Below are 12,619 nucleotides of genomic sequence, written 5' to 3' on the forward strand. Positions count from 1 at the left end.
TGTCTCGCGCCCGATGCCGCCGGCCGAGGATCGCAGGACCGAAGGTGTCCTCTGGAGCGCTGCGCGGCGCTGCTGGCTTGTTAGCGTCGAAGGACTGCACGCTCAGGCGCTCACGGTCGGTCGATCACGGATGGAGGTGTCTCATGGGCACTAAAGGTCTGCTCGTCAGGTTGGAAGTCAAGGCCGGCTACGACGACGCCGGGGCAGAAGAGGTCCTGCGCTCAGCTCTCGCGATGGGTCGGGCGGAAGCAACGACCGCGTGGTTCGCGATCAGATTCGGGCGATCGGAGTATGGCATCTTCGACGTGTTCCCAGACGATGCCGGCCGCGAGGCGCATCTGGCGGGGCCAGTTATACAAGCGTTGTTGGATGCCGGCGGCAGCGTGTTTGTCGGGGCGCCGCTGATTCAGGAGTTCGAGGTCCTGGCCGACAAGTTGCCTGCAACATCATCGGGCGAGCCGGTCACGAAGGCGCTGCTCCTCACGTTCAAGGCAAAGGCGGCCCATGAGGCGCAGGTCGCGCAGTTCCTTCGCGACGCGCAAGCACTCGTGGAGCAGGAACCCAAGACCGTTGCCTGGTTTGCCATCCGCCTTGACGAGAGTCACTTCGGCATCTTTGACGTCTTCCCCGACAACGGCGGTCGGTTTGCGGACTTGACGGGTCATGTTCCTCGGGAACTCGCCAAGCATTCGCAGTCATTGCTGGGCAGCGTGCCGGATATCGGAATGCTCGACGTGGTCGACGCAAAATGGGCCGACCAGTCTGCGGGGGCGCGGTGATCCTGATAGGGACCCTTCCCCAAAGGTCGGAATCTGCCTCCGGTCGTATCATCAGGGCAGCGCCCTTGTAGCCGAGCGCCCGCGCCGCGACCGGGAGTGGGACGTCGACGGTCGCAGCTTTTCCCTCGTATATCGTAGTCGGCGGGCAAGGTGATTTCATAATGCATCGCATACATGGTCGGGCTCCAGGTTTCGCTAAAACCAGGCGAGAGACATCCATTGCGAGGCTGCCGCCGCCCGCGATCGTCGCTGATCGACCCACTGCGGCCGGACGACACAACGCGACATAAAGGGCGGCTTTCAAGGTACAACGGACGTTCGTTTAGTCGCATTCGAAGACGGGAGTTCGGCCAATCCGGTCATTCGAGCTTCCCGCGATTTGACTGTTTCTGCACGGCTGGTTTCGGAGAAATCGAATAGGCGCTATTGATCCTGATGACGCCAGTATCGGCTGGTTTACGATTCCGCCGGCTCTCTTCGTCGATGTAGGCATCCAACCTCGATAATCACGTCCCTCGCGAGCATCTGTTGAGAGGCATCGATTACTCCCTCGTCCTTCCACTGCGCCTGCTGTCTAGATCACGGGGCCTTCAGCTTGTTGAGTTGGCGCGCAACGGGTCACTTCTCCCTCGCTTTCGCTATTTGCAACTCAACCGGCGTACCTTTCCTGCGAAAGGAACGCTTGTAACAATGCGGACCTTTACAAACAATGAGTTCGGTTCGCCATCACTTTGGAGCGTCTGTGCTTCGCGTTCCTGCCTGGCTCCTGCCGCTTTCACGCGGCGATTTCGTTTGAACAGAATCGCTGCCTGTCCCGTTGGCTCCACAGGGTTCGGGCCGACTCAGTGATAATTGAAGGCGACATGCCGGCACGCCGGCCACCGCCGCGCGCGAATCGCCACGTCGCCCGGGCGCAGAAACGCGATGCGCATCAAAGCCAGGCGGCGCTGAGCTAAACCGTTGCAAAACACTAGTCGTCGTGCGACGATTTGCTCGCATGGAAATGTGCGCGAGCAGAACATGGGACAGTCATGAAATCGATAACCGGACATCCTGCGAAACCGGGGATAAAGACCGAGGAGAGCCAGACAATGTCAAACCAGGCCGCCCCCGCGAGGCCTCCAGCAAAACGGCCATCCAGGAAGGCGCCACAACGGCTGCCCCGCGCGGCGCGGCAGGCACAGGTGCTCGCGAAAGCGGCCGAATATTTTTCAGAGCACGGCCTGAACGCCCAGACGCGCGCGATCGCGCAGGCCTGCGGGGTCTCGCAGCGGCTGCTCTACAGCCTTTTCCCGAGCAAAGCTGCGCTGATCGAAGAGGTTTACAACCGCGAAGTCGCCGGCCTGTTCAAAGCGATGTGGTTCGTCCAGTTGAAGGATCGCAGCGTGCCGCTGGAGATGCGCCTCGTCACGTTCTACCGCGAATACTACGAGTCGCTGCTGACGCGCCGCTGGCTGCGACTGTTCCTTTACTCGTCGTTGGCGGGGCTGCGTATGGCGCCGACCTACACCAACGCGGTGGTCACGCACGCGCTGGAGATCGTTGTCACCGAGGCCGCGCATGACGCGGGACGCGGCCTGCCGACGAACATCGACGAACTGACCGAGATCGGCTGGATGCTGCACGGCGCGGTGTCGCACCTGGCAATCCGTCGCCGCGTCTATGCAAACGACAATACGACACCAGCCGAACAGGTGATCGCGATGAACGTGCGCGCGTTTCTTGCCGGCATTCCAGCGCTGCTGCCAGCGCGGCAGGCCGCCTGACGCGCCCGCCGCACGCCATCAAAGCGGCGCGACGCACAAGCTCCAGACCGCGCGCCGTGCTGCGCCGACGTCGCTCCTCCCGCTGATCCTGACACCCGGGCGGCGTTGCAGCCGCTGCAACGCCGCCCGCTCACTCCACCTGATATCGCAACGCGAAATCTTCCGTCGCGCGCCGGCAGCAGCGAGACTGGCCATGACGCCCGAAGTGTCAGACTCAGCCACTCTTTGTCGTCGGGTGACGTCGTATGGATCATCAGAATGATGGAAGAGTCTTGGCTCTGAGGTGGCATGAGCCTCTGTAAAATAACAATAAAATGAATTGACCTGTCGAATTCCCAATCATGTCGGATCATGTAGAAAAATTTATGTCTTCAATTGACGATTTATTTTGACGTGAATATTGTTCGTTCCGAAGCGGTCAGGGAAATTTGGCCATCACCAGAAGGGGTGCCGCAGCGGCGGCCGGGAGCGAATCATGAGCGAAGTGATGAAGTTCGGCGGTGGTCGTCGTCGTTTTCTGCAGATCTCCGCGGGCGCGGGGCTGGCTGCGGCCGGTATGCTCGGCGGACTGCCGCGCGCACGCGCCGCGGACGTCGTCAATCTGTACACCTGGTCGGCGGGAGTCGATACGGTCAAGCGCGAAGTTGCGGCGTTCCAGAAGGAAACCGGGCTTGCGGTCAACTACAACAACCTGCCGTTCGCGCAGTATCGCGAGGCGATGGTCACCAAGTTCGTCGGTCAGGCGCCGGTCGATGCGCTGTGGGTCTCCGACGGCTGGCTGCCTGAGTGGGCCGACGCAGGCTGGCTCGCGCCAATAGACGCATATCCGCAACTGCTGAAGTACAACAGCGACGTGCAGGACTTCTGCACGCAGTCGACGCGGTACAAGGGTCATCAGTACGGGATGACCTATTACACCGACTACATGGCGTTCCTCTATGACGCGAGCATGCTGGCGAAAGCCGGCATCTCCGCGCCGCCCGCGAGTTGGGATGAACTCGTCGACCAGTCGCTAAAGATCAAGAAGGCCGGCCTCTCGAACTACCCGCTGATGCTGTCGATGGCGCGCGAGAGCTGGCTGATCGAGTTCATGTCGTCGCTGGTTTTTTCGCACGGCGGGCGCTTCGTCGACGACAGCGGCCGCGTCATGATGGACGATCCGAAGCACGGCGCGATCAGCTCGTTGCAATGGATCGTCGACGCGGTCAACAAACACCACATCGTGTCGCCGGCCTGCGTTGAACTTGGCGAGCTGAACGGCTTCAAGGCCGTCGCCTCCGGCAACCACGCGTTCGCGCTGCTGCCGCGCTACCGGATACAGGCGCTGAACGATCCACGCCAGTCGCACGTCGCCGGAAACATCAGGCAGGCGCTGATGCCCGCCGGTCCGAACGGTTCACACGCAACAGTGGCCTGGATGCGCATGCACGCGATGAGCGCGGCCGCCGGCGCAAACAAGGCGCGCGCGGCGAACGCGGTACGCCTGATCGAAGCGTTCGGCGGGAAGTTCGACGGCCAGTACGCGTTCCAGAAGGCGATGTTCCTCGACACAGGCACCGCGTTCGGCGTGAAGCCGCTGTTCAGCGATCCGGAGGTGCGCGCCGCATATGAGAAGTACGGCGACTTCGCGATGTTCCAGAAACAGCAGGAACTCGCGCGCAAGAAGGACGTGATTACGCGCTGGTTCGGCGAGTGGGACGAAGTCAACAGCAGCGCGTGGCAGGCCGCGATCCTCGGCCAGTCGAGCGCCGCCGAGGCGTTGAAGAAATCGGCCAGCAAATGGACCGAACTCAGCAAACAGGCCTGAGGTTGCGATGAGTGCACCTGCTCCAACCCGACGCTGGCTCGCGCGGCACCCCGTGTCGGCGGCCGACCAGCGCAGCGCGATGCTGCTGCTGCTGCCGATGTTCGTGGTACTGCTCGCGGTGGCCGTGTTCCCGGTGCTGTATTCGCTGTGGACGAGCCTGTTCGACATCCACCTGACGCGCATGGACGCGCCTTTCGTCGGACTCGGCAACTATATCGCGATTTTCCGCGACCCGGACTTCTGGGCCGCGGTCGGGCGTACGGTGTGGTTCACGGTGGTGTCAGTGCTCGCGATCATGGTGATCGCCACGCTTATCGCGCTGCTGCTCAATCGGGAGTTTCGCGGCCGCCGCATCCTCTCGGCCGCGCTGCTGATTCCGTGGGCGATTCCGTACGTGGTCAACGGTCTGATGTGGAAGTGGATCTACGACTCCGGCTACGGCGCGCTGAACGGCCTGCTGTTGCAGCTCGGCGTGATCGGCCATTACATGGTCTGGCTCGGCGACACGCACAAGACATTGCTGCTGATCGCCAACGCGTTCGTCTGGAAGGAAGTGCCGCTCGCGACGATCCTGCTGCTCGTCACGCTCAAGTCAGTTTCGCCGGACCTCTACGCGGCCGCCCGTGTTGACGGCGCGACAGCGCTGCGCCGCTTCGTGCATGTGACGCTGCCGTCGATGCGGCCAGGTTTCATGCTCGTGATGATCTACGAGGCGATGACGGCGGTCCGTCACTTCGACCTGTTCTTCATCCTGACCGAAGGCGGTCCGGCCGACGCATCCCACGTGCTGTCGTGGCACATCTACGTCGAGACGTTCCGCAAGCTGTCGTTCGGCAGCGGCGCGGCGGTCGCCTACGTGCTGGCGCTCGCCACGTTTGCGATGTCCTACACGATCATCCGTCTGCTCGGCAGGAGGCTCTAGGCATGTCATCCGCTCCGTTTGTCAAACGCATCGCACTGTTCGCCGCCGCGGCGCTGATGCTGGTCTACGTGCTTGCGCCGGTCGCATGGCTCGTGTCATCTTCGCTGCAGCGGGAGGCCGACATCACCTCGATTCCGCCGCACTGGATTCCGCACCCGGCGACGCTCGCGAGCTTCCGCGCCATCGTCCAGGCCGGAACCGGCACGCTGCCGGCCGATGCGTCTTTCGTGCCGTCGAGCGCACAGTATCTGCTGCCGGCGCTGCGCAACAGCCTTGTCGTCGCGTGCGCGGTGGTCGTGCTAAATCTCGTGGTCAGCGTGCCGGCCGCCTACGCGATGGCGAAAATCCGCTACGTCGGGCGCGACCTGTCGGTGTACTTCATGCTTGCCACACGAGTCATTCCCGACATCGCATTGATCGTGCCGTTCTTCCTGTTCGTGCGCAAGCTCGGGCTGCTCGACAACGTCGGCGCGCTGATCATTACCTATCTCGCACTGACGGTACCGTTCAGCGTGTTCATGCTGCTCAGCTATTTCGAGGGTCTACCTGACGAGCTCGACAAGGCCGCGCGGGTCGACGGCTGCTCGCGGATCCAGGCGCTCATCAAGGTGTTTTTGCCGCTCGCGTTGCCGTCGCTCGTCGCGGTGATCCTGTTCACCTTCCTGACGAGCTGGAACGAGTTCCTTTTCGCACTCATGTTCACGCAAACCGCCGCGTCGCAGACGGTGCCGATCATCGTCGCGTCGTTCACGTCGGATTTCACCACCAGCTTTTCGTTCATCAACGCGGCCGGCGTCGTCGCGATCATACCGCCCGTCATCATCGCCGTGGTGTTCGAGCGCTACATCGTCTCCGGCCTGACCGCCGGCGCGGTCAAGGGATAAGGGGATCGAAACATGGCCCAAATCGAGTTTCAACAAGTCGCGAAACGCTATGCCAACGGGCATGTAGCGCTGCACAACCTGAACCTGCGAATCCGGGACAAGGAGTTCCTGGTGCTGCTCGGGCCGTCCGGCTGCGGCAAGTCGACGACGCTCAACATGATCGCCGGCCTCGAAGAGGTTACCGAAGGCAGCCTGCGTTTTGACGACACCGAGGTGAACGACATGCCTGCCCACAAGCGCGATGTCGCCATGGTGTTCCAGAGCTATGCGCTTTATCCCCACAAGAACGTCTATGAGAACATCGCGTTCGGGCTGCGCATGCGCAAGTATCCGCAGCACGAGATCGACTCGCGGGTACGGGCAGCGGCCCGTTCGCTCGAGATCGAGCACCTGCTCGAGCGGCGGCCCGGCCAGTTGTCCGGCGGGCAGCGTCAGCGCATCGCGCTGGGCCGCGCGATGGTGCGCCAGCCGTCGGTGTTCCTGATGGACGAACCGCTCTCCAATCTCGACGCGGCGCTGCGCGTGTCGATGCGCGCCAGCATCAAGGCGCTGCATCAGTCGATGCAGACCACCTTCGTCTATGTGACACACGACCAGGCCGAGGCGCTGACGCTTGCCGACCGGATCGTCGTGATGTGCCAGGGCGTTGTGCAGCAGATCGGCACACCGGATGACATCTACGAACGGCCGGCGAACAGGTTCGTTGCCAACTTCCTCGGCAGCCCGCCAATCAACTTCCTCGACGGTGTCCTCGAAGACGCGGGCGCAGGCCTGTGCTTCCGGCGCGGCGGTCTGTCGCTCGCACTTGACGAAGCCACGCGCCGGCGACTCGCCGCACGCGCCGGCCAGGCGATCACGCTCGGCATTCGCGCTGAGGATATCGACGAGCACGCGCACGACGGGGACTGCCGGATCACAGGCGAGATCACGTCGCTGCTACCGGTCGGTTCCGATCAGTTCATCGGCCTGTCCAGCGACGACCAGCAGATGTTCTTCCGCGTCGGCAAGGAACGCTCGTTCGCGGTCGGCGAGCGCGTGTCGGTCTCCGTTAACCGGCGTCGCCTGCATCTGTTCGATCAGGCAAGCGGCACCAATCTCGCGGCGTGAGTCCATGAAACCATCCGTCTTTTCATACCACCGGCCCCACTCGCTCGACGACGCGCTCGCGCTGCTCGCCGAGCACGGTTTCGATGCGAAGGTGATCGCCGGCGGCCAGTCACTCGGGCCGATGATGAACATGCGCTTCGCGCAGCCCGCGCATCTTGTTGACCTCAATGCGCTGCCGCAGCTTGCCGGCATCGAGCGCAGCGGCAGTACCCTCAGGATCGGCGCGCTCACGCGCCACCACGAGCTCGCGACCAGCCCGCTTGTACGCGACGCATGCCCGCTGCTCGCGCTGGCGGCCGCAACGGTCGGGCACTACGCAATCCGTCAACGTGGCACGCTCGGCGGCAGCCTTGCGAACGCGGATCCGGCCGCACAGCTGCCGCTGATCGCGCGCACGCTCGACGCGCGCGTCGAGGTGGCCGGTCCGGGCGGGACGCGCGAAATCGCGGCCGCGGATTTCCTGCTAGCGGCGATGACGACCGCGCTCGAAGCGGACGAGATCGTCACCGCGGTGCGCTTTCCGTGCGCGCGGCCCGACGAGGGCCACGGCTTCGAGATTTTCAGCCGTCGCCACGGCGACTTTGCGATTGCCGCATGCGCGGTTAGCGCCATCGTCCATGCGGGGCGCTTTACGCATTTGCGGATCGGCGTGGGCGGCGTTGGCGACGTGCCGGTGTCGCTCGATGACGTCGCGGCGAACTTCATCGGCGCAACTGCCGACGACGCGACGATTGCGTTCGTTGCCGGACGCGTGGCCGCCGCGATCGATCCACACGACCAACCGGGGATCAGCGCTGCGTATCGGCGTGAGCTGGTCCATGCGCTGAGCGCGCGCGCACTCGCGCGCGCCAGCAGGTACACCTTGCAGGACATCTGAACGATTTATGGAAAAGACGGCGATTCATCTCCAGGTCAACGGTGCGTTGTACGACGTGCGCTGCGAGCCTCGCAAGCTTCTGTCGGACGTGCTGCGCGAGGACTGCCGGCTGACCGGCACGCATGTCGGTTGCGAACACGGCGTGTGCGGAGCATGCACCGTGCAGGTCGACGGCCGGCCCGTGCGCGCGTGCCTGACCTATGCGGTGCAGGTCGACGACGTGCCCATTACGACGATCGAATCGATTGCGGCTGGCGGGCAGTTGTCAGTGCTGCAGCAGGCACTGCACGAATGCCACGGGCTGCAATGCGGCTTCTGCACGCCGGGCATCGTGATGACGTTCGAGGCGTATTTGCGCGAGAACGCTAAGCCTACTGAAGCGCAGGTGCGCGACGTGCTCTCCGGCAATCTGTGCCGTTGCACCGGCTACCAGAACATCGTGCGCGCGGTCATGCTGGCTGCCGAACGCCTGCGCGCGGAGGCCGTTGATGTCTGAGGCACACTTTCGCTACCTGAACCGGCCGGTGCCTCGCACCGAGGACTACCGGCTGCTGACTGGCCACGGACGCTATCTCGACGACATCGAGATTCCGGGCGCGCTGCATGTCTGTTTCGTGCGCTCGCCCCATGCGCACGCGCGCATCGTGTCGATCGACGCGAGCGCGGCGCTCGCGATGCCCGGCGTCGTCACGGTCGTGACCGGCCGCGATCTTGCGCAGTGGACACGGCCGCTGCGCGTCGCGCCGCCGATCGAAGGACTGCTGCCGGTCGAGATCGAGACGATGCCAGTTGAGATCGTCCGATTCCAGGGCGATCCGGTCGCGTGTGTCGTCGCGGCGGACCGCTACATCGCCGAGGATGCGGCCGAACAGGTGCTGGTAGAGTTCGACGCGCTGGCCGCCGTGACCGACATGTGGCAGGCGCTTGAGGCCGACGCGGTGCAGATAGATCCGATGGTGCCCGGCAACCTGGTCTCGCACCAGACGTTCACGCACGGCGATCCCGCCGGGGTTGAGGCCACCTCGTATCGCATCGTCGAAGCGAGCTTCGGCCAGCAACGGCAGACCCATGTGCCGATCGAGACGCGCGGCTGCGCGGCGGTGTGGGATCCGGGCCGCATGCATCTGACCTTCCATATCGGCACGCAGGTGCCACATCCGCTGCGCACGCAACTCGCGGCGCGTCTGGCGCTCGACGAGTCGCAGGTCACGGTGATCTCTCAGGACGTTGGGGGCTCGTTCGGTCAGAAGATCGCACTGTATCGCGAGGAGCTGACGGTCGCGGCGCTTGCGCGGCACCTCGGACGACCGGTGCGCTGGCGCGAGGACCGGCTCGAAAACCTGACGGCCGCCGCGAATTCGCGCGAGGACTTCTGCCGCACGCGCGCGGCAGTAGATCAGCACGGCACGCTGCTGTCGCTCACGCTCGAGATGCGCGAGGACTTCGGCGCGTACTGCTTCTTTCCGGCGAACTACCTGGCGCGCGTCGTCGCAATGATCCTGAGCGGGCCGTACCGGCTCGACCATTACGCGTTCGACGTGAAGATCGTGCTCAGCCACAAATGCGGCAACGCGCCGATGCGCGCGCCGATGTCGATCACGAGCTGGGTGATGGAAGGAACGATCGACGCGATCGCGCGCGAACTCGAACTCGATCCGGTCGAGGTCCGCCGCCGCAATCTGATTGCGCCGCAGGAACTGCCGTACCGGACGCCGACCGGCGAAACGCTTGCCGATATCACGCCAACGGAAACCTTCGAGGCGGTCCTGCGGGCGGTCGACTACGCCGCGTTTCGCACGCGCCAGCGCGATGCGCGCGCACGCGGGCGATATCTCGGCCTTGGGCTGTGCAACGTCGTCGAGCCGACCACCTACGGCTCGCGCTTTTACAAGGCTGCCGGAATTCCCGGTTCGGGCCACGAGGCCAGCTGGATACGGATTGAGCCGAGCGGCATCGTTAACGCCTCAGTCGGACTCGGGCCGAGCGGCCAGGGCTACGATAGCGCGATGGCAAATGCGGTCGCCGAAGGGCTCGGCGTCGAGCCGTCGAAAGTGCGCATCCACATGGGTCATACGGACATCGCGCCATACGGGATGGGCAGCCGCGGCGCGCGTAGCGGCACTGCCGGCGGAGGCGCGCTGTTTCTGTGCGCGCAGGATGCCCAGCGCAAGGTGCTCGCCATCGCCAGCACGCGACTTGACGTGCCCGCCGAGGCGCTGCGCCTGGCCGATGGCCGCATCGAGCAACGCGAAGGCGATGCCTGGCACGGCACCGCGCTCACGCTGACTGACATCGCGCGGCAGGCGTACATGGACCCGACGTCGCTGCCGCCGGGACTCTCGCCTGGCCTCGAGTTTCATCTGACCTACGACCCGCCGGCCATGACGTACTCCAATTCCGCGCACGCGTGCGAAGTCGAGCTTGACGTGGCGACTGGCGCGCTGCACATCGCGCGCTATGTGATCGCCGAGGATTGCGGAACGCTGCTGAACCCGACAGTCGTCGAGGGCCAGCAGCACGGCGCGATTGCGATGGGCCTTTCGGGCGCGTTGTTTGAGGAGGTGATCTACGACGAGACCGGTCAGAACACCACCGGCTCGCTTGCCGAGTACCTGATCGCGACGGCAACCGAACTGCCCGAGATCGAGATCATCCCGATGCATACGCCAAGCCACTCGACTGCGGCAGGTATCAAGGGCATGGCCGAGGGCGGCGTGATGGGCGCGCTCGGCGCGGTCACGAATGCGCTGAATGACGCGCTCGCGCCGTTCGGTGTGGTCGTCGAACGGCATCCGCTGACGCCAATGTTCGTACGCGACCTGTTGCGCGAATCGCTTTGACTGGACGAACTGACATGAATCAGGTTTCAACCCAACCCGCGGTGGGCTTCATCGGCCTTGGCATCATGGGCGGCGCGATGGCCGCCCGGCTCGCCGCAGCCGGCTATCCACTACATCTGTACAACCGCTCGCGCACGAAGGCGGAGCCGTTGCTGGCGGCCGGCGCGCACTGGCACGACACGCCGGCCTCGCTCGCCGCCGCCGCCGAGATTGTCGTGACGATCGTCGGAATGCCGGCCGACGTGCGCGCGCTGTATCTTGGCGAGGCCGGGCTGATCGCGCGTGCACGGCCCGGCGCGGTGCTGATCGACATGACCACGTCGAGCCCCGCGCTGGCGCGCGAAATGGCCGGCCGAGCAGCGGCACGCGGCATCGACATGCTCGATGCGCCGGTGTCCGGCGGTGACGTCGGCGCTCGCGAGGGACGGCTGTCGATCATGGTCGGCGGCCACGCGCCGGTGCTCGCGCGCGTCGAGCCGATGCTGCGCTGCCTTGGCGCGAATATCGTGATGCAGGGTGGCCCGGGCGCCGGCCAGCACGCGAAGCTGTGCAACCAGATCGTGATTGCGTCGACCATGCTCGGCGTTTGCGAAGGACTTGCGTATGCCCAGAGCGCTGGCCTCGATCCACATACGGTTCTCAGCGCGATCGGCGGCGGTGCGGCGGGCGGATTCCTGCTGAACAACCTCGGTCCACGCATCGTGCGCGGTGACTTCGCGCCGGGCTTCTTCGTCGAGCATTTCATCAAGGACATGCGCATCGCATCCGAGGAAGCGCGCGACATGGGCCGCGCGTTGCCGGCTCTTGAACTCGCGCGCCGCCTGTATGGACAACTCGCCGACGCCGGCCACGCGAGCTCGGGCACCCAGGCGCTCTTCAAAGTCTATGACGAGGAGGGCGCGCAATGAAGTTTGCTGACAGTTGCTCGCTGCCCGCGCCCCCGGAAGCGGTGTGGGCTGCGCTGAACGACCCGGAGGTGCTGAAGGCGACGCTGCCGGGCTGCAAGGCGCTCGTGATGCGCGACGAGCGTCATTTCGAAGCGACGGTGCAAGTTCGTGTCGGCCCCGCTGCGGCGACGTTTCGCGGCGAAGTTGAACTCGCCGATCTCGAGCCACCGCGTGCATACACGATCATCGGCCAGGGCAATGCGGGTCCCGCGGGTTTCGCGAAGCTGACCGCGCGGGTGAAACTCGAAGGCCTGGGCGACACGACACTGCTCAGCTACGAGGCCGACGTCGAGATTGGCGGCAAGCTGATGAGCGTGGGCTCCCGGCTGATCCAGTCGGCTGCGGCGAAGAACCTCGAGTCGTTCTTCGGAGCCTTCAGCGCGCATATCGAACATAGCGTTGCACCTGCGGTGGAGCAAGCGCCGGTGGCGGACGAAGTTGCTCCCGGCGCCGCGCCAGCCGCCGCCCCCCCCACGCGCGAGCGGGCGCCCAGCCCCGTATCGCCCATCGGGCTGGGCTGGGCGCCATGGTTGGTCGCTACGGCAGCCGGTTTCGCGGGTCTCTTGATCGGTTTTCTGGTCGGGCACTCGGTCTAGCTGCGGCCGGCAGTTTAAGTCTCATCGTCGATTCAGTCCCGAGTTTCGCAGTCGTTAATCCGTTTGGTGGGCTCCATTTACTTTTGAAGAGGTT

The 12,619-nt window shown here is 64.5% G+C and carries 11 protein-coding genes; all 11 read left to right on the top strand.

The features are described from left to right. Nucleotides 1-143 precede the first annotated feature (143 nt). The gene (locus OKW43_RS37635) at nt 144-779 is read left to right on the top strand and encodes a putative quinol monooxygenase (protein ID WP_429453645.1); all 636 of its coding nucleotides are present in this window, start codon (nt 144-146) and stop codon (nt 777-779) included. A 1,091-nt stretch (nt 780-1,870) separates the two neighbouring features. Next, complete coding sequence (locus tag OKW43_RS37640) at nt 1,871-2,545, top strand: TetR/AcrR family transcriptional regulator (RefSeq protein WP_429453647.1); 675 nt, start codon at nt 1,871-1,873, stop codon at nt 2,543-2,545. 475 nt (nt 2,546-3,020) lie between these two features. Beyond that, nucleotides 3,021-4,352: an extracellular solute-binding protein gene (locus OKW43_RS37645; protein WP_429453649.1), complete on the top strand. Its 1,332-nt coding sequence runs from the start codon at nt 3,021-3,023 to the stop codon at nt 4,350-4,352. Between the two features lie 7 nt (nt 4,353-4,359). Further along, entirely contained in the window at nt 4,360-5,274 is a 915-nt protein-coding gene (locus tag OKW43_RS37650; RefSeq protein WP_429453651.1) for a carbohydrate ABC transporter permease, read from the top strand. Nucleotides 5,275-5,276: 2 nt separating this feature from the next. Continuing rightward, nucleotides 5,277-6,158 (top strand): carbohydrate ABC transporter permease, encoded by an 882-nt coding sequence (locus OKW43_RS37655; RefSeq protein WP_429453653.1) that lies wholly within the window; start codon nt 5,277-5,279, stop codon nt 6,156-6,158. A gap of 12 nt (nt 6,159-6,170) precedes the next feature. After that, nucleotides 6,171-7,265, top strand: a complete 1,095-nt coding sequence (locus tag OKW43_RS37660; protein ID WP_429453655.1) for an ABC transporter ATP-binding protein — start codon at nt 6,171-6,173, stop codon at nt 7,263-7,265. A 4-nt stretch (nt 7,266-7,269) separates the two neighbouring features. Next, entirely contained in the window at nt 7,270-8,142 is an 873-nt protein-coding gene (locus OKW43_RS37665; RefSeq protein WP_429453657.1) for an FAD binding domain-containing protein, read from the top strand. Nucleotides 8,143-8,149: 7 nt separating this feature from the next. Continuing rightward, on the top strand, nt 8,150-8,638 hold the full coding sequence (locus OKW43_RS37670) for a (2Fe-2S)-binding protein (protein ID WP_429453659.1): 489 nt from the start codon (nt 8,150-8,152) through the stop codon (nt 8,636-8,638). Then, a complete protein-coding gene (locus OKW43_RS37675) occupies nt 8,631-10,982 on the top strand; it encodes a xanthine dehydrogenase family protein molybdopterin-binding subunit (RefSeq protein ID WP_429453661.1) in 2,352 nt (783 codons plus the stop codon). The genes OKW43_RS37670 and OKW43_RS37675 overlap by 8 nt, the downstream gene beginning before the upstream one ends. Beyond that, nucleotides 10,973-11,890, top strand: coding sequence for an NAD(P)-dependent oxidoreductase (locus OKW43_RS37680; RefSeq protein WP_429454747.1), 918 nt, complete (start codon nt 10,973-10,975; stop codon nt 11,888-11,890). The genes OKW43_RS37675 and OKW43_RS37680 overlap by 10 nt, the downstream gene beginning before the upstream one ends. Further along, nucleotides 11,887-12,525 carry an SRPBCC family protein gene (locus OKW43_RS37685; RefSeq protein WP_429453663.1) on the top strand — a complete coding sequence of 213 codons (639 nt, stop codon included), beginning with the start codon at nt 11,887-11,889 and terminating at the stop codon, nt 12,523-12,525. Before OKW43_RS37680 ends, OKW43_RS37685 begins: the two co-directional genes overlap by 4 nt. Nucleotides 12,526-12,619 lie beyond the last annotated feature (94 nt).

This window comes from Paraburkholderia sp. WC7.3g, assembly GCF_050436345.1.
Classification (GTDB): domain Bacteria; phylum Pseudomonadota; class Gammaproteobacteria; order Burkholderiales; family Burkholderiaceae; genus Paraburkholderia; species Paraburkholderia podalyriae.

Excerpts from the sequence above, each read along its gene's own strand:
- OKW43_RS37635 (WP_429453645.1), top strand. The coding sequence starts at position 144 with ATGGGCACTAAAGGTCTGCTCGTCAGGTTGGAAGTCAAGGCCGGCTAC.
- OKW43_RS37640 (WP_429453647.1), top strand. The coding sequence starts at position 1,871 with ATGTCAAACCAGGCCGCCCCCGCGAGGCCTCCAGCAAAACGGCCATCC.
- OKW43_RS37645 (WP_429453649.1), top strand. The coding sequence starts at position 3,021 with ATGAGCGAAGTGATGAAGTTCGGCGGTGGTCGTCGTCGTTTTCTGCAG.
- OKW43_RS37650 (WP_429453651.1), top strand. The coding sequence starts at position 4,360 with ATGAGTGCACCTGCTCCAACCCGACGCTGGCTCGCGCGGCACCCCGTG.
- OKW43_RS37655 (WP_429453653.1), top strand. The coding sequence starts at position 5,277 with ATGTCATCCGCTCCGTTTGTCAAACGCATCGCACTGTTCGCCGCCGCG.
- OKW43_RS37660 (WP_429453655.1), top strand. The coding sequence starts at position 6,171 with ATGGCCCAAATCGAGTTTCAACAAGTCGCGAAACGCTATGCCAACGGG.
- OKW43_RS37665 (WP_429453657.1), top strand. The coding sequence starts at position 7,270 with ATGAAACCATCCGTCTTTTCATACCACCGGCCCCACTCGCTCGACGAC.
- OKW43_RS37670 (WP_429453659.1), top strand. The coding sequence starts at position 8,150 with ATGGAAAAGACGGCGATTCATCTCCAGGTCAACGGTGCGTTGTACGAC.
- OKW43_RS37675 (WP_429453661.1), top strand. The coding sequence starts at position 8,631 with ATGTCTGAGGCACACTTTCGCTACCTGAACCGGCCGGTGCCTCGCACC.
- OKW43_RS37685 (WP_429453663.1), top strand. The coding sequence starts at position 11,887 with ATGAAGTTTGCTGACAGTTGCTCGCTGCCCGCGCCCCCGGAAGCGGTG.